At 67.3% G+C, this 23742-nt stretch carries 20 protein-coding genes and 1 pseudogene; 8 read left to right on the top strand and 13 right to left on the bottom strand.

Going from position 1 to position 23742, the window contains the following annotated elements; translation table 11 throughout:
• Positions 1-18: 18 nt before the first annotated feature.
• From AKJ13_RS25645 to AKJ13_RS25665, 5 genes are read right to left on the bottom strand one after another with little or no spacing between them, the layout of a single operon-like run.
• Complete coding sequence (locus tag AKJ13_RS25645; protein ID WP_050735858.1) at positions 19-768, bottom strand: DUF3306 domain-containing protein; 750 nt, start codon at positions 766-768, stop codon at positions 19-21.
• On the bottom strand, positions 765-1277 hold the full coding sequence (locus AKJ13_RS25650; RefSeq protein ID WP_050735859.1) for a DUF3305 domain-containing protein: 513 nt from the start codon (positions 1275-1277) through the stop codon (positions 765-767). Before AKJ13_RS25650 ends, AKJ13_RS25645 begins: the two co-directional genes overlap by 4 nt.
• Before the next feature lies 1 nt (position 1278).
• Entirely contained in the window at positions 1279-2289 is a 1011-nt protein-coding gene (locus tag AKJ13_RS25655) for a DUF6352 family protein (RefSeq protein ID WP_050735860.1), read from the bottom strand.
• Positions 2290-2293: 4 nt separating this feature from the next.
• Positions 2294-2845, bottom strand: a complete 552-nt coding sequence (locus tag AKJ13_RS25660) for a DUF6505 family protein (RefSeq protein WP_050735861.1) — start codon at positions 2843-2845, stop codon at positions 2294-2296.
• Complete coding sequence (locus AKJ13_RS25665; protein ID WP_050735862.1) at positions 2842-3591, bottom strand: biotin/lipoate--protein ligase family protein; 750 nt, start codon at positions 3589-3591, stop codon at positions 2842-2844. The genes AKJ13_RS25660 and AKJ13_RS25665 overlap by 4 nt, the downstream gene beginning before the upstream one ends.
• A gap of 194 nt (positions 3592-3785) precedes the next feature.
• Here AKJ13_RS25665 and AKJ13_RS25670 point away from each other — a divergent pair, with 194 nt between their 5' ends.
• On the top strand, positions 3786-5771 hold the full coding sequence (locus tag AKJ13_RS25670) for a 4Fe-4S binding protein (RefSeq protein WP_050735896.1): 1986 nt from the start codon (positions 3786-3788) through the stop codon (positions 5769-5771).
• 8 nt (positions 5772-5779) lie between these two features.
• Here the strand turns inward: AKJ13_RS25670 and AKJ13_RS25675 are convergent.
• Positions 5780-6957, bottom strand: a pseudogene (locus AKJ13_RS25675) (c-type cytochrome).
• On the opposite strand from AKJ13_RS25675, the gene AKJ13_RS33165 reads away from it, so the two are divergent.
• The gene (locus AKJ13_RS33165; RefSeq protein ID WP_280137128.1) at positions 6913-7044 is read left to right on the top strand and encodes a hypothetical protein; all 132 of its coding nucleotides are present in this window, start codon (positions 6913-6915) and stop codon (positions 7042-7044) included. The pseudogene AKJ13_RS25675 and the gene AKJ13_RS33165 sit on opposite strands and share 45 nt — an antisense overlap.
• A 289-nt stretch (positions 7045-7333) precedes the next feature.
• On the opposite strand, the gene AKJ13_RS25680 is transcribed toward AKJ13_RS33165, so the two are convergent.
• The 3 genes from AKJ13_RS25680 to AKJ13_RS31640 form a co-directional block, all read right to left on the bottom strand.
• Positions 7334-7573 carry a hypothetical protein gene (locus AKJ13_RS25680; protein WP_050735863.1) on the bottom strand — a complete coding sequence of 80 codons (240 nt, stop codon included), beginning with the start codon at positions 7571-7573 and terminating at the stop codon, positions 7334-7336.
• A 27-nt stretch (positions 7574-7600) separates the two neighbouring features.
• Positions 7601-8230 carry a PRC-barrel domain-containing protein gene (locus AKJ13_RS25685; protein WP_050735897.1) on the bottom strand — a complete coding sequence of 210 codons (630 nt, stop codon included), beginning with the start codon at positions 8228-8230 and terminating at the stop codon, positions 7601-7603.
• A gap of 208 nt (positions 8231-8438) precedes the next feature.
• Complete coding sequence (locus tag AKJ13_RS31640; RefSeq protein ID WP_144426387.1) at positions 8439-8828, bottom strand: hypothetical protein; 390 nt, start codon at positions 8826-8828, stop codon at positions 8439-8441.
• A 235-nt stretch (positions 8829-9063) separates the two neighbouring features.
• Between AKJ13_RS31640 and AKJ13_RS25695 the strand changes: the two genes are divergently transcribed.
• A protein-coding gene (locus tag AKJ13_RS25695) for an IS3 family transposase (protein ID WP_144426388.1) occupies positions 9064-10166 on the top strand; the annotation gives its coding sequence in 2 pieces (ribosomal slippage) (positions 9064-9325 and positions 9325-10166; 1104 coding nt in all).
• 113 nt (positions 10167-10279) lie between these two features.
• Here the strand turns inward: AKJ13_RS25695 and AKJ13_RS25700 are convergent.
• The 3 genes from AKJ13_RS25700 to AKJ13_RS25710 form a co-directional block, all read right to left on the bottom strand.
• Positions 10280-11086, bottom strand: a complete 807-nt coding sequence (locus AKJ13_RS25700; protein WP_160320628.1) for a class I SAM-dependent methyltransferase — start codon at positions 11084-11086, stop codon at positions 10280-10282.
• 466 nt (positions 11087-11552) lie between these two features.
• A complete protein-coding gene (locus tag AKJ13_RS25705; RefSeq protein ID WP_050735866.1) occupies positions 11553-14747 on the bottom strand; it encodes a multidrug efflux RND transporter permease subunit in 3195 nt (1064 codons plus the stop codon).
• Positions 14748-14866: 119 nt separating this feature from the next.
• On the bottom strand, positions 14867-16126 hold the full coding sequence (locus tag AKJ13_RS25710; RefSeq protein WP_050735867.1) for an efflux RND transporter periplasmic adaptor subunit: 1260 nt from the start codon (positions 16124-16126) through the stop codon (positions 14867-14869).
• An 88-nt stretch (positions 16127-16214) separates the two neighbouring features.
• Between AKJ13_RS25710 and AKJ13_RS25715 the strand changes: the two genes are divergently transcribed.
• From AKJ13_RS25715 to AKJ13_RS25735, 5 genes are all read left to right on the top strand, one after another.
• The gene (locus AKJ13_RS25715) at positions 16215-16814 is read left to right on the top strand and encodes a TetR/AcrR family transcriptional regulator (RefSeq protein ID WP_050735868.1); all 600 of its coding nucleotides are present in this window, start codon (positions 16215-16217) and stop codon (positions 16812-16814) included.
• A 540-nt stretch (positions 16815-17354) separates the two neighbouring features.
• A complete protein-coding gene (locus tag AKJ13_RS25720; protein ID WP_050735869.1) occupies positions 17355-18692 on the top strand; it encodes a DUF2157 domain-containing protein in 1338 nt (445 codons plus the stop codon).
• Positions 18689-19357: a GDYXXLXY domain-containing protein gene (locus AKJ13_RS25725; protein ID WP_064774670.1), complete on the top strand. Its 669-nt coding sequence runs from the start codon at positions 18689-18691 to the stop codon at positions 19355-19357. The genes AKJ13_RS25720 and AKJ13_RS25725 overlap by 4 nt, the downstream gene beginning before the upstream one ends.
• Before the next feature lie 236 nt (positions 19358-19593).
• Positions 19594-19830, top strand: a complete 237-nt coding sequence (locus tag AKJ13_RS25730; RefSeq protein ID WP_050735871.1) for a hypothetical protein — start codon at positions 19594-19596, stop codon at positions 19828-19830.
• 940 nt (positions 19831-20770) lie between these two features.
• Positions 20771-22144, top strand: coding sequence for an IS1182 family transposase (locus AKJ13_RS25735; RefSeq protein WP_050735872.1), 1374 nt, complete (start codon positions 20771-20773; stop codon positions 22142-22144).
• Between the two features lie 380 nt (positions 22145-22524).
• Here AKJ13_RS25735 and AKJ13_RS25740 read toward each other — a convergent pair whose 3' ends face one another.
• Positions 22525-23739, bottom strand: a complete 1215-nt coding sequence (locus AKJ13_RS25740) for a GlxA family transcriptional regulator (protein ID WP_200905703.1) — start codon at positions 23737-23739, stop codon at positions 22525-22527.
• Positions 23740-23742 lie beyond the last annotated feature (3 nt).

Below are 23742 nucleotides of genomic sequence, written 5' to 3' on the forward strand. Positions count from 1 at the left end.
TCCCGCAATCCAAAACTCCTAGCTCGTATTGGGCATCGCGCCGCCGTGACGCCGCAGGCGCGGTCCCGGACTCGTCTCCTTTCCGTCTGCCGCAGGCACGGGATCGCGCGCGGACCTCGTATCAGCGAAGGCCGGAGCGGCTTGATGGACCGTGGCCGCGGGGGCCGGGAGGGCCGGCGCCTGGTCCTGCGGACCGGGTCCGGGCGGAGCGGAATCGGCCGCTAGGGGACATTCCAGCGTCCGATTGGGCTCCGGCGAACATTCGGGCTGGCCATCGCGGGTCTCACCCGACGCCGGCGCCGCTTTGGAGGCCCCGCCCAGCAGACGCCCGAGCATTGCCTTGACGTCGTCGCCGGGCAGAAGCGGACCGAGACCTGGGACGCCACCCGGGCTGTTCCAGTCGTAAGCGTATTCCCGCGCCTCGCTGACGAAGTCGCGGATGGCGGGGTCGAGCGACCACATCCGGCGCAGGGCCGCGTTGCGCAGGGCCGTCGGAACGCCGGCCCGCAGGAACGGGGCGAGATCGGTCTCCGGGGTCAGGGCTTCGAGAGGCGGGAGATCCACCACCGGATCGTCCGCCGGCTCCGCTTCCGGCGGTCGCGCCTCGGGTCCGGTCTGCGGCACGATGAGATCCGCCTCGGCGGCCCCCGCGTCCGGCTCCGGGAGAGGCGCCGTGTCGGGGGCAGTCGGCGTGCCGCGTTCCGCCAGGGCGGCGGCGCGCACGGCGAGCTTGCGCCGCGTCCACCGCGAGAGGAAATTCTCACTCATTCGCGCCGCTCCCGGGCGCCGTGCGCCCGGCGGGCCAGCGCCTCGGGATCGGCACGATCGCGCTTGCGCTTCTCGAACTTGCGCTCGACGTGGAAGGCCTCGAAGAAGGCCAGAAGCTTCGCCTGCACCTCCGGCGGCATCGGCACCGGCTCGACGATCTCGCCGACCCCTTCGGCCATGGATTCACCCTCATACGGGTCGGCTGTGACGCTCGCGACCTCGTAGGTCTCGTCGCCGCTGTTGCGCAGGGCGACCCAGAGGGAGGGGCGACCGGAGACGAGATTGTCGCGGTAGTGCCCGGTCTCGCCCGGATGCAGCGCGACTTCGTACGAGCCGGCATAGAAGGTCGCCTCGTCCTCGGTCTCGGAGAGCTTCGTCCAGGGCGACGCGGCGGCCGCCGCCGGCAGGGCGCCCACCGGGAGCCAAGCATGGCTCGCCCAGGGGCCGATCAGGCGCCGCCGCGCGACGATGATGCCGACCTCGAAACGATGCTCGGGCGTCGTGGACATGTCAGGCGGCCTCCCGGCCTTCGGCGAGGGGCAATCCGACGACGAGATTGTGCGGCTTCAGCTGCACGCTTCGATCCGGCGACGCCACGAGCAGGAGATAGACCGGGCGCTCCCCCACTGTCGGCAGGACCTGCGCGGGGTCGTCGAAGGTCAGGCTGAACACGGCGAGGACCCGCTCGCGCGTTCCGGCATCGAGTGTGTCGCCGCGCCAGAGCGCGTTGCCGATGCGCGTCGCCTCCTGGTCGAGACCGACGAACCAGCGCCAGTCGGGGTCCTCCAGCCGATCGAGGGGCGTCACGCGCACCGCGACGTTCAGCAGGTGGCCCACGAAGGTCTCGATCACCCGCGCCAATCCTATGCGGCTGCGGGGATCGGAGCCGAGATTGAGCGCCATCGTGAAGGCGTCCGACCGGCTCCAGTACGTCCAGGCATTCTCGGCCGTCAGCACGTCCAGCTCGTTCGCCGCCTCCTTGCCCAGCATCGTCAGCAGGGGCGAGAGCGGCGCGCTTCCCTCGCGCGCAGCGATCACTTCGGCGTCGGCCAGGAGCACGGCGCCCTCGTGGAAGCTCACGCGCTGGGGGCGGAAGAACAGCTCGGCCGCGCGCAGGACGAAGGGATCGTCGCAGCCGTCGAGGGCGTTGCGCAGGATCAGGTGGACGAGGTGGTTCAGGAACAGGGACGGCACACCCTGAAGGTCGCCGCGCACGAGCGACAGATATCCCGCCTCGACGGAGCGGGCCGCGAGCAGCCGGTCGCGGAAGGCGAGGATCACCGCCCAGTTCTCCCGAGCGTCGGCGTCGGCGATGGCGGCGATCTCGGCCGGCCCCACGGGCCGCCGGGGCGCGTCCAGGAGGGCGGCGTGGAGTGCGACCTCGGACGCGCAGGCGTCGTCCGGCGGCACGAGTTCGGGCCGCGCCAGATACGCAAGGATCAGTTCGTCCGTGACCGTGAGTCCGCCGCCGGCCGTGCGCTGCGTGAGGTGGTGGCCGCTTGAGACCCAGAACTCGGTCATCCGGTCAGCCTCCCGCCGTCGTATCACGCAGAAGGCCGACAAGGTCGGCCTGTTCCTCCGGCTCGTCCGCGTCGGCCTCGACGAACAGGAACGCGCGTCCGAGCGACCGGTTGACGCCGGACCGTTGGTGCAGCGTCCGGAAATCCTCCCGGATAGCCCCGTCTGTCTCGACGCGGTGCATCGCGACGACGCTGCCGACTGGCAGATCGCAGAGGGACGCGGCGACGTCGAGCTCCTCGCGGGCGGCCGCAAGGGCGGACTCCCGGTCGGGAGCCCCGAAGCGCGCGTGGATGTGGCCGGCGAGGTGCTCCTCGGCCTTCGCGCGCTCCTCTTCGCTCGCCTCGCTCACCACCACCAGGGTGGAGAAGCCGAGCGAGTCAACGCCGACAAACCCCGAGCGGAAGGCCGTCAGGGCCTTGCCGGTCAGCCGCGACGGATCCCCGTCGAGGAACAGGAAGGTCCCGGTGACGGCCCATTCTCTGGGTTCGGCGGCGTGCGCGAAGACGAAGGTGTCGGAGGGATCGAGCCGCAGGGTTCGAAGGAGCTTGAGCGTCACAGCCGGACTCCGCCGATCTTCGGATCGCGCCAGTCCGGCGCCTCCAGGTTCGCGCGCAGCGGGAGGTGCTCGACCCGCCCGCCGGGCCAGGTCAGCCTCCCGTCGCCCTCAGGCTCGATCGCGGCCCGCACACCGGATTCCCGCGGCAGATGGGCGAGGTAGAGCGCCGCGACATGGCCGAAGCCGTCCTCGCGCCAGACCTCGAAGGTCTTGGTCAGGTGACGCGCGAAGCTCTCGACCAGGGGCGCGCGCAGGTTCGTGCCGAAGCCTTCCTCCTCCAGGGCGGTGGAATCCGGCGTGTGGCCAGGGTCGCCCGCCGCCAGTCTCGAGGCGAGCAGCATCCCCGAGAAGACCAGCCAGTCCGGCTCCTCGTCCTCGCGGCACGCTTCGGGCCAGCCGAGGCGCCCCCCTCCAAGGCGCGCGCCGTTGAACAGCAGCGTCCCGGGCCATTCGAACGTCACCGGGATCTCCGGCGGTCCAAAGACGCCGACGGCATTCGCCAGGGCGACCATCCCGGCGAAATGCGCGCGGCGCGCGGTGGCGAGCGGCTCGGCCGGGGCGAGCACCACGGCGAGGTCGATCAGGTCGTCGCGCCGGCTCAGGACGAGCGTCGCTGCCTCCGCCTCGCCCGACGCGGCGAGCCGGCAGGCTTCCGCGTGCGCGTCGGAATGCGGCTCCGCTGCGCGCTCGCTGAAGCCGGGGGGCAGGACCAGCCTGGACGGGCCGGCATCGACAAGGACGGTCATGGAGCGGCTTTGGCGAGGGGCCGATGAGAGTGCGGGACAGGGTTGCGACCTGCGCCCGCATGCCGGATCGTTGTTTCGAATGGTTCGAGTATAAGGGACCGGCCCCGTCGCGCGAAGGGGCTTTCCATTCGCGGTTGTATTCGGGTCCGATCTTGTCCGACCGCCTCGTACTCGCCTGCTCCTGCGAGCGGACGATGTCCCTCGATACCGCCGCCATGGGCCAGACCTGCGGCGGCGAGCTTCGCACCGCCGACCAGCTCTGCGGCCGCGAACTCGACCGCTTCCGGGAGGCCATGGCCACCGGGCGGCCCGTCACGGTGTCCTGCACGCTGCAGGCGCCGCTGTTCGACGAGGTGGCCGAGGAGGCGGGCGGCGAGGACCGGGTCGCCTATGCCAAGATCCGGGAAACCGCCGGCTGGTCGTCCGACGCCGCGGCGGCCGGACCGAAGATGGCCGCCTTGCTCGCCGCGGCGGCGGAGCCGCTCCCCGGCGCCGCCACCGTCTCCCTGGAAAGCCGCGGCGTGGCCCTGATCTACGGGTGCGACGAGGTGGCCCTCAATGCCGGCCGGCGCCTCGCCGAGCATCTGGACATCACCGTCCTGCTGACCCGCCCCCGCGACATCTCGCCGCTGCACCGCAACGCCTTCCCGGTCCTGCAGGGCACGATCCGGACCGCGAAAGGGTACCTCGGAGCGTTCGAGCTCGGCATCGACGATTACGCCCTCCCGGCCCCGTCCTCGCGCACGCACCTCGTCTTCGGCGCGCCGCGAAATGGCGCCGTGTCGACCTGCGATCTCGTCATCGACCTCTCGGCCGGCGCGCCGCTGTTTCCGGCACACGCGGTGCGGAGCGGTTATCTGCGCGCGGACCCGGGCAATCCGGCCGCCGTCGAGCGCGTGCTGGCGGACGCGTCCCATCTGGTCGGCACGTTCGACAAGCCGCGCTTCATCGACTTCCACGGCGAATTGTGCGCGCACAGCCGCTCCCGCATCACGGGCTGCACGCGCTGCCTCGAAATCTGCCCGACCGGCGCGATCGCGCCCGCGGGCGACACCGTGCACATCGACCCTTACGTCTGCGCGGGCTGCGGCTCTTGTGCCGCGGTCTGCCCGACAGGGGCCGCCGCCTACGCGCTGCCGACCTCCGACGCGCTGATGCGCCGGCTGCGCAGCCTGATGCGCGCCTATCGCGCGGCGGGCGGACAGAACGGCCTCGTCCTATTCCACGACGGTGACCACGGAGAACCCCTCGTCGACGCGCTCGGCCGCTATGGCGACGGCCTTCCCGCACACGTGCTGCCGGTGCAGGTCAACGAGGTGACGCAGATCGGGCCCGAAGTGATCGCGGCCCTGTTTGCCTACGGCGCCGCCGGAATCCGGGTCCTGGTCCGGGCCCGTGCCAAGCACGACCTCGAACCCCTGTACCGAACCCTGACCCTCGGGGAGACGCTGGCGCAGGCGCTGGGCTACGGTGCGGAAGGCGGCGGGCGCGTGGTCGAAACCATCGAGACCGATGATCCTGATCTCCTGGGCGCCGCCCTCCGGCAGGCCACGCTGGGGCGACAGGCCGTAGTGCCGGCCGGTCTGCTGTTCCTGGGGAACAAGCGCGAGGTGCTGCGCCATGCCTTCCGCGACATGCACGCCGCCGCACCAACACCCGTGAGCCGGGTTCCGCTCGCGGCCGGCGCTCCCTTCGGCGGCCTCGATTTCCGGGTCGCGGACTGCACCCTGTGCCTGGCCTGCGTCAGCGCCTGTCCGACCCACGCGCTCTCCGACAGTGCCGAGCAGCCGCTTCTCGGCTTCGAGGAGAGCCTCTGCGTGCAGTGCGGCCTCTGCGCCGCGACCTGTCCCGAGGACGTCATCGCCTTGCGCCCGCAGTTGGATTTCGAGGCCTGGGCGGCGCCCCGTCGGGTCGTGAAGGAGGAAGAGCCTTTCTGCTGCACGCAGTGCGCCAAACCCTTCGGCACGCGCTCGACGATCGAGCGCATCGTCGAGCGGCTGCGCGAGCGGCACTGGATGTTCAGCGGGGCGGACGGCGAGGCGCGCCTGCAAGCGCTAACGATGTGCGAGGATTGCCGGGTCGAAGTCGCGGTGAATCAGGGCTTCGATCCGAACGCGGCGCCGGAACGCGACAAGCCCCGTACGACCGAGGATTACCTGCGCGAACGCGCGAGCGGCTGACGGGCGCCTCAGTGGGGCGCGGTGGCGCGTTCAAGAAATTCGATCAGCGCCGCGCGGTCCGCTTCGTTGCCGATCATCTGCTCGGGCATCTTCGTCCCGGGCGTGTAGCGGGCGGGACCGATCTCGAAGAGCCGCGACACGGTCTCGGGTGTCCAGACGAGGTCCATTCGCTTCAGGGAGTCCGAGTACCGGTAACCGGGCACGCTGGCGATCCGGCGGCCGAACAGGCCGGCCAGCGTCGGCCCGGCCCGCTCGCCCTCGTCGGACGTCAGGGCGTGGCAGGCGACGCACGCCCCGAACACCTCGGCGCCCCGGCCGCCCTGCCGGACAGCGAGGGGATCTGCCGGGCGCCGCATGATCAGCGCGCCGATCGGTGCGCCGCTCTTCGCGTCCCAGCGCCGGACGAGGCGGTCGCCGCCGCCCGTGACGAGCTCGGCCCCGTCCGGACGCCACGCGAGCGACCAGACCGGCAGGCCGGGTCCCACGAGCCGCAGCTGGACTTGGCCGGTCGCCCGGTCGACCACCGCGATGGTCCCGCCCGCCGTCACAGCAGCCACCCTGGCTCCGTCCGGAGACAGGGCCAGGGCGATCACCGGGTTCGGGCCGAGCTCGGCATCGGCTCGGACCGTGCCGTCGGATCGGATGAAGCGGAGAATCGCATCGGCCCCAGCGATCGCGATCTCGCCGTCCGCCGCGACCGCGACGGCGTTGAGGCCCGTGGGTGCGGTGGCGAGAACCCGGGGTGCGCCCTCCGGGGGCCAGATCCGCACCGCCCGGTCGACACCGACCGTGAGCGGCGCGCCGCCCAGCAGGAAGGCCACCGCGTTCACCGGCCCGCGGTGTGGATCGAGCAACCGGCTGTCCTCCCCGGATAGCGACCAGATCCGCGCCGTGCCGTCCCAGGAGGCAGAGGCGAGCGACAGGCCGTCCGGCGAGACCGCGAGCGCGACGATCGGGCCGGTATGGCCCTCGAGCACCCGTTCCGGCTCCGCGCGCCCCAGGCGCCACAGGGCGTCCGCCCGTCCTCGGAGGCCGTGGCGAAACGGCCGTCCGGAAGCGCGGCGACCGCGTTCACCGCGCCGTCGTGGAAGCGCAGCACGCCGAGCGCGGCATCGGTCTCAATGCCCCACACGATGGCGGAATGGTCGAAGCCGCCCGAGATTGCGAGGCGGCCGTCGGCAGTCACGGCGAGGGCCCGGACCGGGCCACCGTGGCCGCGCATCTGCGCTCGGGCCGGGGCGCCGCAGAGCAGCAGGAGGGCGATCACGCCTAAGATCCGCGCAAAGCTGGTCATCGAGGCTCGGCTCTGAAGGGGCCGCTCACCATAGCGGAGCGCCGGCCGGCCTGTCGCGGCGGCTCCCCGGCAGTCGTCGATCGCCTTTTGGGCGTGGATACAGCGCGCGGCGTTGCCGGGGCGGCGCACAGGTGGATCCTGATCGTCACTCCGGGATGCCGCATCGCTCCGGCGATGATCCGAACCGCCTCCGCGGCCCTGTTGCCGCTCCGGGACGCGCTGCCTCTGCTGTGCGGCGCCGGTGCGCCCGTGACGCGCGGATCGGGGATCAGCGGGGCGGCGGGCCGGACTGACGTCGACGCGCGATGTACCAGAGGGCCAGGACCACGACGGCCACGACCAGGCTCAGCCAGACCCAGTTGAAGTCGATCGCCGCGGTCGTGGCCGCTCCCGAGCTGGATTGCGCGGGGCCCGTCTCCGAGATCGGGGGCGCCGGGTGGGTCTGCTGTGCCAGCGCGCCCTTAAGGCTCGAAGCCCAGATCAGGCCGGTGAGAACGGCGCTTCGCATGACTAGCTCCCGGGTGAGGCGTGGACGCTAGAGGCGGGACTTCCCAGAGCGGAACGCCGGTGCTGCTTCCAGTTGCGCCCGCGTCAGGCGGATTTCGGCGCGCCAGGGCTTCTCGCCGACAAGGACCGTCGCCGGCGTGCCGCTGGGTCGCTCGGCCTCCACAGAGCCGGTCGCTTCGGTCACGCGCCCGCTATGCTGGTTCTGAACCGCACCGAGGGTATCGCGGGTGGTCCGCGCGCCCGGCATCGTGTCCGGCCCCGCCCGTGCGGCGGCCTCGGCGCCGGGCGCGGTCTCGGGCGTCACGATCGAGCTCGGGCCACTTGTCAGCGACACATCGCTGAAGTTCCAGGCGATCTGGTCGAACGGGAGCGCCACGGATTTTTTGCCCAGTCCCAGGAATCCGCCGACCCCGATGATGACGGCTCGAACCTGACCACCTCCGTCGACCAACACGTCCTCGATCATCCCAACCCCCACGTGGTCCATTCCAATCACCGGAACCCTGATCATCTGCGAGGCCGATATGGTTCCGGGCTCGGGGCCTTCGATGAACCGGGTCGCGGGTGCATCCGACTGCGCGGACAGCGATGCCGCCGCAGGCAGCACGGCGGTGACGAGGACACCCAGCATCCGGGCTTTGAGAAGGGTACCGCGCATCACAGGCTCTCTGAACTCGTGCCAAAACATACACGACGGAAACGATGGACTGTGCCCTTGGGTTCATCAATGGTGCGGCCCAGCGATCGTGCCGACCGCGCTCAGAGCCTTCGGAAGGCCTGCGGTGACGAACGCCCGCTACCGCTTGCTTGAAGCCCAGGACCCGATCACCAGCCCATCACCGGACGCATGACCGAGGGCAGCCGGCCTAACCCGCGGTGTCATCGATCGAGCGGCGCTCCTGTGGGATCATGGCGCTGCGTTCCGGCTGTCTGGCAGCCTTTCTGATCGGTTGAATGTAGCTTTGCAACACGGTCAGGCCATCCTCGGTGATGGCCCATCGGCGCGTGCCATCTGCAGACTGATCAGGAAGAGGCGCGATCAGGCCACGGCGGGAGAGAGCTTTACACTGGTAATCTTCAAGGCCGTACTGCCGAGGCCCCCGGGAGAGGAGCTTGAGTCGATAACGCGCGCTCACGGTGAGATGTAATCGTTCCGCTGCCACGACGGCATTCCCTCTTCCGAACGCAACTCTTCGGATGCGCTTGTTGGTCAGGATGCCTGATTGCTCGCAGCTTTGTCGACCTTGATCAGCCACTTAACTCGCAAACACATTTTGCGAAAATGCACAAGGAAGCGGCGATCTCGCCGAAGATCGCAGAACCGCAGCCCGTATGGCCAGCCGTGCCCAGAATACCAGGGACCCGCAGCGACCTTGTCACAATTCGAGGCAGAGCCCTGGATGTTGACGTCCCTGACCCTGACCCAGCAAACTGGTCCGCGCTGAGCGCAAGTTTTTCGGGCATCCTGAACCCTGAAGGAGGGTGGATGCCATGCCCCGCAAACGCTTCACGAACGAGCAGATCGCCTTCGCCCTGCGACAGGCGGAGAACGGCACGACGGTGGACGAGGTCTGCCGGAAGATGGGCGTGTCTGAGCCGACATTTTACCGCGGGAAGAAGCAGTTCGTCGGCATGGGCGTGCCGGAGATCCGACGGTTGAAGCAGCTGGAGGACGAGAACAGCAAGCTCAAACGACTGGTGGCCGACCTGACGCTGGACCGCTCCATGCTGCAGGACGTGCTCAAGCGAAAGTGGTGAGGCCCGCCGCTCGCCGCGAGGTCGCCGGTCACCTGCAGGTGGCCTACGACATCAGCGAGCGTCGGGCCTGCCAGGCCACCGGCTTCGGCCGCTCGTCTCAGCGCTACCGCAAGCGCGCCGACCCGCAGGTGGCGCTGCGGATGCGGCTGAAGGAGCTCGCTGCCGCACGGGTGCGCTACGGCTACCGACGGCTGCATATCCTGTTACGGCGGGAGGGCTGGAAGGTGAACCACAAGCGCACCTACCGGATCTACCGGGACGAAGGGCTATCGATCCGGCCCAAGCTGCCCAAGCGCAAACGGGCCTGGCGCTACCGGCAAGGGCGGCCGGCGATCGGAGGTCCAAACGAGATCTGGGCCATGGACTTCATGTCTGATCGCCTGTTCGACGGACGTACGTTCCGAATCCTGACGGCCGTCGATTGCCATACGCGAGAGGCGCTCTCGCTCACACCGAGAGCCAACTTCCGCGCCTTCCAGGTGACCGAGGCCCTGGACGCCTTGGTCCGGCTGCGGGGGCAGCCCAAGAGCCTGCGGGTCGACAATGGACCGGAGTTTGCCGGGCGCATGCTCGACCAGTGGGCGTACCTGAACGGGGTCGAGATCGACTTCTCACGACCGGGCAAGCCGACCGACAACGCCTACATCGAGTCGTTCAACGGCCGCCTACGGGCAGAGTGCTTGAACGCTTCGTGGTTCCTGTCGCTGGCCGATGCCCGCGAGTGCATCGAGGACTGGAGGTGCCACTATAACGAAGATCGACCCCATACGGCCCTGGGCGGCTTGACGCCCCGAGCCTTCGCCAACCAAGCTGTCACAGCCCGAGAACTTGCATAGGCCGTGGACCACAAACAGGGTCAACTCCAGACCGACGATGCACTAACTTCAAACCTGGGCCACCAAATGGGGGCAGGCCACGTCATGGTGTTCACTTCAGAAGTGAGACCCGCTTATGCAATACGTCCGACGCCGACAAACGCCCGGGTCATGATACGGGCTGTACCATCCGGCCCGGCTCGACCGACAACAGCTGCGGTGTACGCGTCCTCGAAACGGTGGCGATCCGCTTCGCTCAAAGCTTTGTAGCCGGGGAACATACGGATGGAGGCACCAGCCTCTGCCATCACGGCGGCAGGTGACTGAACTACCCATTCGCCCTGCACGCTATGCATCTCGGCCTTCGTGCAACCTGCCTCGCGCAACGCGAGGACAACCTCGTCCTTCGTCCAAGCGGGGAAGAAATCTGCTGGCCAAAGCTGCCGGTCGGGGAACAGCCCGGCGAACACATCGGAAGCGAGATACTGCGGCGCTGCAGTCTGTTCCTGATCCCAGGTCGCTACAGCCACGCTGCCGCCAGGGCGCGTGACGCGAACAAGCTCGTGCAGCCCCTTCCGCCCTCCCGGGAACGCTAGCACCCCGACGATCGACACGGCTGCGTCGAACGAAGCATCGGGTGCCTCAATCGCATCGAAGTTCATCTCGCGCGCTTCTGAACCTGGGAAAGGTGCCAATCGCGCGGCCGCCCGCGCTACCATCTTGGGCTCGACGTCGACCGCCAGTACGCGCATGCCGCGTTGCGCCGCTTCGGCCGCCAATGCCCCGGTTCCAGCGGCGACGTCGATCAGGCGGTCACCACGCGTCAGGCCGACCAGATCTAGCGCCCGCCTGCCCATCGGCAGGGTCAGGGGATCAACGATGCGCTCGTAGAATGTCACCAGTTCGCTGAAGTTGAGTGGATCGCCGTTCGTGTCGCTCACCGGTGCGTCCTTTCCGTTCTGGCTTCTCCGACCCGCGGTTCGGTACATGACATCAAACCAAAGCCAAAAGCCCATGGGCCGTGGCGGTTCCGGATCTCCCAACAAGCGGCGCCAAGCACATGTCTCGTCACGATGGCGGCCGGAAGTTACGGGCGGATGTCATGAAGAAGACAGCAGAAACATAGCCGCCCGGTGTCCGCTTTACCTTGGGCACGTCCAAAAGCGGACAGACCGCTCACCACCCATCTGAGACGTTCAGCAGCCTCCCGATACCGGCAGAAGCTGGCCGAAGGCGGAACGACTGCTTCGGAGAAGGTGGGCCGCAAAAGTGGACGGCCTCCTATCGATCCGATATCGTCATGCATCTCAAAACCGATCAATCCTGAAAGCGGTCGGCGAGCGGCGCGCGCTGGTTACGAAGTGACCATGCGCGCTTTGCAAGCCACGGGCTCTGGCCAAGGAACTGCTATGCTGCCTCCGCGATCCGCCCTTGATGGGCGAGCGGCGCGGGGCCGCCGTGCTGCTTAAGCGGCCGGTTACCGCTAAGACGGCGCAGCAGAACGTAGAACACCGGCGTGAGGAAAAGCCCGAAGGCGGTGACGCCGATCATCCCGGAGAAGACGGCCACTCCCATAGCGCTTCGCATCTCCGAGCCGGCGCCGGTGGCCGTCACCAGGGGCAGGACGCCCATGATGAAAGCCATCGAGGTCATCAAGATCGGGCGCAGCCGTAGGCGGCTCGCCTCGATCGCGGCCTGAAGCGGGGAGCGACCGGCGAATTCCAGCTCGCGGGCGAATTCCACGATCAGGATCGCGTTCTTGGCCGAGAGACCGACGAGGACGATCAGGCCGATCTGGGTGAAGACGTTGTTGTCGCCTGCCGAGAGCCAGACGCCAAACATCGCAGCCAGCAGGCCCATCGGCACGATCATCAGGATGGCGAGCGGCAGCGCCAGACTCTCGTACTGGGCGGCGAGCACGAGGAAGACCAGGAGCAAGGCGAGCGGGAACACCCACATCCCGGAGTTGCCCGCGATGAACTCCTGATAGGTCAGGTCGGTCCACTCGAAGGCAAAGCCGCGCGGCAGGGTCTCGGCCGCGATGCGGGCGGCCGCCGCCTGGGCTTGGCCCGAGGAGTAGCCCGGCGCGGCGCCGGCGTTGATGTCGGCGGAGAGGAAGCCGTTGTACCGCATGGCCCGCTCCGGGCCGGCCGTCTGCCGGACGTGCAGGAGGGCCGCGAGCGGCACCATCTCGCCTGAGCCCGCGCGCACCTTCAGCGCTCCGATGTCGTCCGAGCGGGCGCGGAAGGGCGCGTCGGCCTGGACCCGGACCGAGTAGGTGCGGCCGAACCGGTTAAAGTCGTTGACGTAGAGCGAGCCGAGATAGATCTGCAAAGTGTCAAAGACGTCCGTCACAGGGATCCGAAGCTGGCGAGCCTTCGTCCGGTCGATGTCGGCGAAGAGTTGCGGCACGTTCATCTGGAAGCTGGAGAACAGGCCAGCGAGTTCGGGCGCCTGCGCCGCCTTGGCCAGGAAGGCCTTGGTCGCGTCGTTCAGCGCCTCGTAGCCGAGGCCGGCCCGGTCCTCGATCTGAAGCTTGAAGCCGCCGATAGTGCCCAACCCGTTGACGGGCGGCGGCGGGAACATCGCGATGAACGCCTCGGGGATCGCCGAGAACTTCTTGTTGAGCGACTGCGCGATGGCGCCGCCGTTCAGGGCCGGCGAGCGGCGCTCCTCGAAGGGCTTTAAGGTCGAGAACACGATCCCCGAATTCGAGCTGTTGGTGAAGCCGTTGATGGACAAGCCCGGGAAGGCAACCGCGCTCTCGACGCCGGGCTCCTTGAGGGCGATCTCGCTCATGCGTCGGATCACGTCCTCGGTCCGGTCGAGGGTGGCACCGTCCGGCAGCTGCGCAAAGCCAACGAGGTACTGCTTGTCCTGGCCCGGCACGAAGCCGCCGGGGATCTGACGAAACAGCATCACGGTCAGGCCAACGAGGACGAGGTAGAGCACCATCATCGTCGCCTTGCGAGAGACGACGAAGCCGACGCCGCGTCCGTACCCGTCCGAGGCCCGCCCGAAGGCGCGGTTGAAGCGCCGGAAGAACCAGCCGAGCAACCCGTCGAGGATCCGGGTCAGCCGGTCCTTGGGGGCGTGGTGGTCCTTGAGGAGAAGCGCCGAGAGGGCCGGCGACAGGGTCAGCGAATTGACGGCTGAGATGACGGTCGAGATCGCGATGGTGAGGGCGAACTGTTTGTAGAACTGGCCCGTGAGGCCGCTGATAAAGGCAAGAGGCACGAACACCGCGACGAGCACCAGCGCGATGGCGATGATCGGACCCGAGACCTCGCGCATGGCCTGGTAGCTGGCCTCGCGGGGCGACAGCCCGCGCTCGATGTTCCGCTCGACGTTCTCGACCACCACGATGGCGTCGTCGACGACGATGCCGATGGCGAGCACGAGGCCGAACAGGCTCAACGCGTTGATGGAGAAGCCGAAGGCGTGCATCACCGCGAAGGTGCCGACGATGGAGACCGGCACGGCGAGTAGCGGGATGATCGAAGCCCGCCACGTCTGAAGGAACAGGATTACGACGACAACGACGAGGGCGATCGCCTCCAGCAGGGTATGGATGACTGCTTCGATGGAAGCGCGCACGAACTGCGTCGGATCGTAGACGATCTCGTAGTCGACGCCCTCAGGCATGTTCCGCTTGATCTCGGCCATGGTCCTGCGGACCTCGTCAGAGATCTGAATCGCGTTGGAGCCGGGCGACTGGGAAATCGGCAGGGCGACGGCGGACTTGTTGTCGAGGAGCGAGCGCAGGGCGTAGTCGGAGGCCCCGAGCTCGATCCGGGCGACGTCGCGCAGGCGGGTGATCTCGCCGTCGGCCCCGGTCTTGACGACGATGTCGCCGAACTGCTCCTCGCTGGTCAGCCGGCCCTCGGCGTTGAGCGACAGCTGAAGGTCGAGCCCTGGGATCGCCGGCGAGGCGCCGATGACGCCGGCCGCCGCCTCGACGTTCTGCGCCTGGATCTCGCGCACGACATCGCCGGCCGACAGCCCGTGCTCGGCAACCTTCTGTGGATCGAGCCAGATGCGCATCGAATAGTCGCCGGAGCCGAAGAGCTGTACCTGCCCGACACCGTCGAGGCGGGCGAGCCGGTCCTTGATGTTCAGCACCGCGTAGTTACGCAGGTAGGTCATGTCGTAGCGCCCATTCGGCGAGACGAGGTGCACGACCATGGTCAGGTCCGGCGAGGACTTCACTGTGACGATGCCGAGCTGGCGCACGATCGCCGGCAGCCGCGGCTCGGCCTGCGAGACGCGGTTCTGGACGAGCTGCTGCGCCTTGTCGGGGTCGGTGCCGAGGCGGAACGTGACCGTGAGGGTCATGATGCCGTCGGTTGTGGCCTGGCTCGACATGTAGAGCATGCCCTCGACGCCGTTGATCTGCTCCTCGATCGGCGTCGCCACCGTCTCGACGATGACCTTCGGGTTGGCGCCTGGGAAGGTCGCGCGCACGACGACCGAGGGCGGCACGACGTCCGGGTACTCGGAGATTGGCATTGCGAAGAGTGAGATCAGGCCCATGATGAAGATGAGCACCGAGAGCACGCCCGCGAAGATTGGCCGGTCGATAAAGAATTTCGAGAAATTCATACCGCTCTCCTGAGGGCGAGAGAGATCGCGCGGCGTGGGACTGCGCGCGGCTAGAGAAAGCGGTCGCAAGGCGGCCGCCGTGAATGATCGTCGATCAGGAATGCGTACGGCGCCGGCCGTCAGCGCTGGGCGAGCTGGCGCGCGGCGGATGCGGCGTCATGAGGCCGGGCGCCCATGGTGACGGGCTCGGGCCGCAGCAGCATGCCGGGGCGAACCCGCTGCAAGCCGTTCACGATGATGCGCTCGCCGCCAAACAGGCCCGAGGTCACGACGCGGAGCCCGTCGACGGCCCGGCCGAGGGTGACGGCGCGGAACTCGGCGCGGTCGTCCGCACTGACCGCGAGCACGAACTTCTTGTCCTGATCCGTGCCGACCGCCCGCTCGTCCACGAGAAGCAGCGATTGCGGCGCGGCTTGACCGAGGCGCATGCGCGCGAACTGGCCGGGAATGAGATGACCGTCGCCGTTGGCGAAGCTGGCGCGGACCCGGATGGTGCCGCTGCGCGCGTCGACCTTGTTGTCGATGAACTGGAGGTGGCCACCTGCCCGGGCACCATCGGCGGTGACCATCTCGACCGGGATGCGATCGAGTTTGCCGCGCTTGCCCGAGGGTTCCGCGAGTGAGGCCAGTGCCTTGAGGACGACGGTCTCGTCCGCGTCGAAGCTGGCATAGACGGGATCGACCGAGACGAGCGTGGTCAGTACGGCGGCGCCAGCGCCGGTGGCTACGAGGTTGCCCGGCGTGATCTCGCGGCGCCCGACGCGGCCGCCGACCGCAGCACGGACCTCGGTGTAGCCGAGGTTCAGCCGCGCTGCCTCCAGTGCCGCCTTAGCGGCATCAAGGCTCGCCTTCGCCTCCTTGAAGGCGTTGGAGCGCACGTCGAGGTCGCGCGCCGTGACGATCTGTTGGCCCGACAGCCTTTGCCCGCGCTCCAGGTCGCTCGCGGTCAGGGCGACACGCGCTTCGGCACCGGCGACCTGTGCCTCAAGGCGCTGGACCTCGGCGGCGTACGGTGCCGGATCGATGGTCACCAGCAGGTCGCCTGGTTTTACGAGTTCGCCCTCGGTAAAGTGTGTTGCCTGGATCGCGCCGCCGACCCGCGCCCTGACGTCGACACGGTCGACGGCCTCCAGGCGACCGGAGAACTCGTCCCAAAGCACGACCGCTCGGGGAGCGACCGTGGCGACCGGAACCGGCATCGGCTGCTCGGCTGCTGCAGGGGCGGCGAATGCCTCAGCTCCTCGCGACGTTAGGGATGGCAGTAGCTGGACGGAGACCCCTGCCAGAAGGGCGAGGGCAACACCTGCAACGAGGCTGCGCCTGAGGCCGGAACGGGTAGGTGCAGAATGAGGCGCAGGATTCACGACCGGCTCCGACATTTGTAGAGTGCGCTACACATGTCGGCATGGACGCCGGGCGTCAAGCGACTTATCTACCACTCGATATAAAAGTTGGAGCCTGCGGACAATGGTGATGGGGCGGCCTCGGTCCTTCGACATGGACAAAGCCCTCGACGAGGCAATGGAGGTGTTCTGGCGCCACGGCTACGACGGCGCCAGCCTCGCCATGCTGACGAAGGCGATGGGCATCAAGGCACCAAGCCTCTACGCGGCCTTCGGCAGCAAGGAGGGCCTACTCAAGGCCGCCCTCGATCGCTACGCGCTGCGGCGCTCCGAGCACATGCGCTACGTGCTCGCCGGCGCCACAGCGCGCGACGTAGCCGAACGCTTCCTGAGCAGCATTGCCGAAAGCCATACCGACCCGGCCAATCCACCTGGCTGCCTTCTGGTCCAGGGCGGCTTGGCTTGTGGCGCCGGTTCGGAGAACATCCCGTTCGAGCTGGCGTCGCGTCGGGCGCAGACAGAGACGGAGCTCCTCGGGCGCTTCGTCCAGGCCAAGGGGGACGGCGATCTTCCGACTGATGCGGACCCAGTTGCACTGGCGCGGTTCCTGTCGACGGTCGCTTCTGGAATGGGCGTCATGGCGTCGTCCGGTGCGAACCGGGACGCTTTGCGCGCGGTGGCATCCGTTTCCCTCAATGCCTTTGCGAGAAGCGGGCAAACGTAGGCTGTCGCAGCGTCACGGCAGTGTATCACCCGTGCATTGGCCCCAAACTTGTAGGCCGGCCGATGACTCTCAATACGGAGCACGGCTGCTTTCCGGTCCTGCGTTCCCGAGAGCTGCCATTCTGCTTTTTGGCCCTTCTTAGGTGTTCAGAAGGCCCCTTGCTGGAGGTCTGATCGAACCAGAATGACCAAAGGTGGCCGAAAGCAGCTGGTCCGCTTCGCAGCAGACCCGCTGGAAAAGCGGACAGCCTCCTGACGACCGAACCCGGCCGCCTGGACCGCCAGCGGCGTTGCCACAAAGCGGCCCTTCGTTCGTCCTCTATTCCAGAGCCAAAACGGTGCGGATGTGCGGTTCCAAGGTTCCGGATGAGGGAGGGATGATAGGGGCCGGCTGCGAGGCGCAGCCAGATCCGCCGACGCAATGCAATCTATTCAATTAATGGCAAGCATTATTCGATGTGCAAAAAGTCGCATTCGAGAGTTGCGGCCGAGCTTTAACACTTCAGCTGATACGATCTACAGCATTGCATGAAGGCTGCCCATGCCGCTGTCCTATTCCGCACGCCTGCGGCGCGATCTCCGCGATTGGCAGGAAAGCGGCCTGATCCTGCCCGAGCAGGCGGAACGCATCGCCGCGCACGCCTTCGCACCACGCGGTTCCAAACACCTGCAGGCCGCCATCGTCCTGTGCATCCTCCTGCTTGTGGCTCCGTCGATCATCGCGTTCGTGGCGGCAAATTGGTCCGTTATGGCGCCTGCGTCCCGACTGGTCGTCCTGTTAGTCACCAACGCCGTGGCCGTGTTTGGCACTTATCTCGCCGCGCGCCGGCGGGCTCTGGATCGAGCCCGTTCGGCGAGTAGGCTCGTCGATGGACTGGCGACGCTGTCCCTGGTTATCGCAGCGGCCACGCTGGCTCTCGTCGGACAGACCTTCCACGTGGCCGCGGATCCGCAAGGTTTTGCCGGAACCATTGCGGCTCTCGGCTTAGCGACAGCATTGGTCGCGCGCTCCGGCGGCGCGGCCGTCATCGCCTGCGTCGCCCTCATCGCAGCCGACGTCGGGTTCGGAGGGCTCGACTTCGCAACGCTGCGAGGGGACACAGCCGCAGGTGCGGGGATTTGGTTCTGGACAGTGGGTCCGGCCCTGTTCCTTGCGAGCCTGTCAGGCTGGCTGCCTGCGCGGGAGGCAACGCTTCTCCTTCTCCTAATCGTGTTCACCAACCACCTTGGTGGTGCACCGGCAGGTCTGACGTTCTTTCTTCCGCCAGATCGCATACTGACCGTGGCCGCGATTGCGCTCGCGGTTGGCCACGCAGTGTCTCGCGTCGCGCCTCAGGGAGAATGGCCCTCGCGCATCCGCGCGGGTGCGCTTGCCCTCACACGTGCGGCAGTCGGTCTCTGCCTGCTCGGCATCGTCATGGTATCAGTGCGCACGCTCGGCTTCGGCGGTGCGCGGCCGACCTTCGCAGCAGCTCTCGCCCTCGCGACGATCGCGACCAGCGCGTTCGTCGTGGCACGCTTCCGGTTGCCCGCGCGGGCGGCCCGCCCCACAAGTGACCTTCTCGTTCTTGCCGCGGCCGCGTTGGCGCTTCTCATCTGGCTCATCGCTGGCACGGGCTGGGAACCATCGACCTTCTGGACCGTGTGGGGCGGCATCGTCCCAGCCCTCATGCTCGTCGTGGCAGGCGACCTCGAAGACAGGCGAGAGCTGTACGGCTGGGGCATGACACTGACCGCTGGCCTCACAATCGGCATGCTCGCGGCCTCTCGCAATCTGATCGCATTCTCGGGGAACTTGCTGCTGTGCGCCGTTCTCCTGAGCCTCGCCTTGCTGGCCTGCCGTTGGGCTGCTCGCCGCGTCACCGGGAGAGTCGCATGAAAGGATGGCTTGTCGGTCTCGCTTTTGCTGGCCTGCTGGCCGTTCAGGTGTCCCCTGCCGCGATGCTGGCTTGGCGGCAGACGCAACGGCTGAATGACGGACACTTGGTCCGCTTAGCGGTTGAAACTCGAGACCCTCGCGATTTGCTACGCGGTGAATACAGCGTGTTCACCTACGAGATCGGGCGCCTGCAAGGGATCGGCGCGGATGCGGCGCCGGCGGGCTGCGATTTCGATGCTCGCGACAATTGCAGGCTGAAGGTTGGACGCGACGTCTACGTCCGGCTCGCCGCCGATGCTGATGCTGATGGTGTGCACAGGGCCGATGAGGTGTTCTTCACGGCACCCCCAGGAAACGGGCTGTTCATCAAAGGCAGCCTGGGATCCGCGACGCTCGCGCGCCAGGGAGCTCCTCTCAGCATCCGGGCCAGGACGGGCGGTCAGCCGGCGGAGCCCGCCACCTGTCAGCATCCGGTCTGTCTGACGGGCATCGTGAACTACGGCATCGAGCGTTGGTACGGGGCACAAAGCGTTCCCGGGAAACTCGATCGGACGGCACGCAAGGACATTCTCGTCGAGGTGCGTGTGGCGTCGGACGGAACAGCCGTGATCGACGGGATCACCGTGGCGGGCAAAGCCTTCGCCAAGACTGCTCGTCTCTGGTGAGGATCGGCTTCAAGCGTAGAGTAGAGCCAGGAAACATCAGCCGGTCGTTTGCACTGGCGGCCGTCATCCCGCGCCGCGACGTGCCGGCCGTGCGCGACGCAAGCAGAGGTCCGTTGTCTGCTGGCGGGAACGCTTCCAGGGCAAACCCATTTCTTCTGGCCATTAACCAGGAGCACCAGTATGCGACCAGTCATACACGCATCGGCCATCGCCCTCGTGACACTCACGTGACACTCATGAGTGTCGGGGCCGCCGAGGCAAAGGGCTGCATCAAGGGCGCAATCATCGGCGGCTTGGCCGGTCATTATCTGGCTGAGCGCGGCGTCGTCGGTGCCGTGGCAGGCTGCCTCGGTGGCCGCTACCTCGCCAACCGGCAGGCTCGGCGAGAGATCGACTACGGCGCTCGCGTCCAGCCGAGGGGGACGGGCTACGGCCAGCCACAAGCTTACCCACGCCGCGATTACAGCTACTGACTGGTGAGCGAGCAGCCGCGTGAGGGCAATCTCACCCGGCTGCCGCTTCCATTGCGGCGGCCGCAGGTATCCCGGTGCTCTTCAACACTGGGCGCGCCTCTCGGAGCCATACCACTGGTCTTGATGCCGTTTGCTCTAGGTGAGAAGTTTTCAGTATCTACAAGGTTGGAGCCCGATGGGAAGACAACTTGGTTGCGTGATCGGAACCCTGGGTTAACTGCGCCATCATTCAGTTGATGAGGCAGAAGCCGGCATCTTCATGCTCCACACCCCCGACGCGTTTGCCAACCTCGCAGGGCGGAGCAACGGTGCTGACCTCACGGACGCGCGGCGGAACGGGAGCTGGGGTCGTCACAGAAGGCACAATCCTCGCCCTTGGTTCGACGCCGGCGGTCGTATCCCCAGAGGTTGCGAGCGGCATCGCGGTTGCCGTGGCTGCGACGGCGGCCTGACTCGGCGAGATAGTGACTGCAGGCCGGTAGCTTATCCGTCCGACGGATCCAGTCTGAGCTACCGCAGCGGCAGGGGCCGGCATTATGGGTCGCTGTAGCGCCACCGCACGCCCGAAGGACAGGCGTATCCGTGCGCGCGCCTCGGCCCCGTTGATGCTCCCCACCAGGGCCAGAGATGCCACGCCTACTGCCACCACCGTCCGCATGTTCTACCTCCAGCGCATTTGGATAGTATGCGCGCGATATCCTTCAAAATTGCTGTGTCGGTCACTTGCTTTCGACGAATGAGATTATCTGCGAGGCTTCCAGAAACGTCTGCTTCGCTGCGCCCGCCGCTCGAAAGCGGACCCACTGCAAGCCACCCACCCCGGTCATTAAAAGGCACAACCCTGCGGGACTGGATCTGGCCGATTTTGTTGAAAAACTCAGGTGTTGCGGCGGTAGTCGTGAGGTGATTCACTCCTGTTGATAGACGGAGACCGAAGCAGATGATGGGACCTCGGCAAGTCGAGCAGGGTGCCCTGTTCTACGAGTTCTCGCTCGATACCCACGTCCCCGTCGACCATCTGCTGCGCGCCATTGATCGCTTCGTTGACCTGTCGGATCTGCGTGCGCACCTGCGGCCCTTCTACAGCACGACGGGCCGGCCCTCGGTCGACCCCGAGCTGATGATCCGCATGTTGCTCATCGGCTACTGCTTCGGCATCCGCTCCGAGCGCCGCCTGTGCGACGAGGTCCACCTCAACCTCGCCTATCGCTGGTTCTGCCGGCTCGGGTTGGAGGGCGCCGTGCCCGACCACTCGACCTTCTCCAAGAACCGTCATGGCCGCTTCCGCGACAGCGACCTGCTGCGCCGCTTGTTCGAGACCGTGCTCACCCGCTGCATCGCCGAGGGGCTCGTGGGCGGCGAGGGCTTCGCGGTCGACGCCAGCCTGATCAAGGCCGATGCCAACCGGCAGAAGGGCGTCGAGGGTACGAACGGCCTGCCGCCCGAGACCGTCAGCCGCGCCGCCCGGGAGTACCTGGCCGTGCTTGACGACGCCGCGTTCGGTGCTGCGACGCCGGTCGTGCCCAAGCTCGTCTCCCCCGCCGACCCGGCCGCGCGCTGGACGGGCGCGGACGGTGGGCTGGCCTACTTCGCCTACGCGGCCAACTACCTGATCGACCTCGACCACGCGGTCATCGTGGACGTCGAGCCGACCACCGCGATCCGGCAGGCCGAGGTCACGGCCGCCAAGCGCATGATCGTGCGCTCGCGCGAGCGCTTCGACCTCTACCCGGCACGGCTCGCCGGCGACAGCGGTTACGGATCGGCCGCGATGCTGGGCTGGCTCGTCCACGAGCAGGGCATCGACCCGCACATCCCCGTCTTCGACAAGTCTGAGCGCCGCGACGGCACCTTCAGCCGATCAGCCTTCACCTACGACCCTAGCGCTGACGCCTACACCTGCCCGGCCGGCAAGCACCTGCGGCAACGTCAGAAGGTCTACAGGTCACCGCCCCCGCTCGTCGACGCAGACGGGATGCTGCGCTACCGCGCGAGCAAGCACGACTGCGATGCCTGCGCGCTGAAGCCACGATGCTGCCCCAACGCATCCGCTCGCAAGATCCCACGCTCGATCCACGAGGGCGCCCGGCAGATGGCGCGCGACATCTGCGCCTCGGAGGCGGGCCGTACCTCGCGGCGGGAGCGCAAGAAGGTCGAGATGCTGTTTGCCCACCTCAAGCGGATCCTGAAGCTGGATCGGCTTCGGTTGCGGGGGCCGGATGGAGCCCGGGACGAATTCCACCTCGCGGCCGCCGCCCAGAACCTACGGAAGCTGGCCAAGCTGATCCCGCTGGGGCAGCCGAGCCTAGCCTGATCGGCTGGGGAGGCCCTCAGCCAAGCCCCAATCAAACCTCGATCCAGGCCAACCGCGAGTTTTTCAACGAAATCCGCCCATAGCGGGCATTCGCTCGCTTCTCGCGGTGTCTTCAAAGCGGACCTGACCTCACAATGAGCTAACTTCTCATCGCCGTACTTCGGCCTGTCCCGTGCTTAGCGGAATGTAGGAGGCGGTTATACCGATCCACAGCATGCCCTGCGCCAAAGCGGAACTGCTCAGTCTCCTCAGGGGTACAGGACAGGATTGAAGATTGCCACCACAGCGACGTCTGTATGTCGGGACCTCGATTGTGTGCCGATGTTGGATGCGCCGGCGGTGATTCCGTCCGACACATCGTCAGCCGAGCTGCGTGGGGGCTACTGGGCGTAGGGACGCCGCTCACAGCTCAGGAACCGTTCGACTCCGAGGACCTCGGCCGGATCGTTGTTCAGGAAGCGATGGAAATCGCCCTGACTGTCGGGAGATCCGGCGATCGCCCGCAGGCTATCCCACTCCTCCGACGCCTGTACCGAACCTTGGCTGTCACCCCGGCGCATGGTCGATGGCGAACATCCGAAGCTGCGACGGAACAGACGGTTGAAGTGGGATACGTCCGAGAACCCGCATTCCGTGGCGACCTCCGTGATGGTCTGCGGCGAGTTCGCAAGGAGCCAGCGTCCATAGAGGACGCGAAGGTCCCGCGAGTATTCCTGAACGCTCTTGCCAACGAGCTTACGGAAGACCCGTTCGAGCTGTCGCTTCGAGAGTCCTACGGTCTGCGCGATTTTCTCGACGCGCTGAGGCGTGCTGAGATGCTGCTCAATCAGCAGCATCGCCCGGCGAACCCGGTTGTCCTCGACGATCCCGGCACTCGGCGGCTGGGGCTGAGCCCCGGCCGCGGGACGGGCCCGGTCGGTGACCATAATATGCAAGCTCTTCTGCGCATGTCCCGGACCAAGGTGCCGATCGATGAGCCAAGCCCCGAGATCCAGGCTGGCGAGACCGCCCGCGCAGGTGATGATCGGGCCATCCTCCACGAAGAGTTGGTCCGCGACTGGGATCACATCGTCATGCCGCGCGACGAGATCGGTGAAGTGGTACCAGCTGACGCAGCAGCGGCGGCCGCGCATTAACCCCGCCTCGGCCAAAGCGATGCCGCCGGTGCAGATGCCGATGAGGCGCACCCCGGCAGAATGAGCCTCTCGCATAAATGCGAGGGATCGGGAGTTATAGGGCTCCCGGTCGAGCAGCCCGCCCACGACGACAATGTAATCGAACCGGGTCGGATCCGAGAACGTCTCCCAGGGCATCACCTGGATTCCGCAACTCGATGTCACCGGCTCCAGATCCGGAGCGAGCAAGCTCCATGAGCAGCGCTCGGGTCGGCTGCGATCCCCCTCGTCCGCGGACAAACGTAGGATGTCGATCAGGGTCGAAAAGGCCACAAGGGTGAAGTGGGGCAGCAACACGAAACCGAGCGACAGCTTGCGACGGCTCGGCCCCTGCAGCGGTATGGTCGACGGTGTCCGGGGTGTCGTCATGCCATCCGGTGCGTTTGCCCGGATTGTGATCCGGTCGGTCTCCTTCTGCAAGAG

It is taken from the genome of Methylobacterium sp. ARG-1 (assembly GCF_001262595.1).
Lineage (GTDB): Bacteria > Pseudomonadota > Alphaproteobacteria > Rhizobiales > Beijerinckiaceae > Methylobacterium > Methylobacterium brachiatum.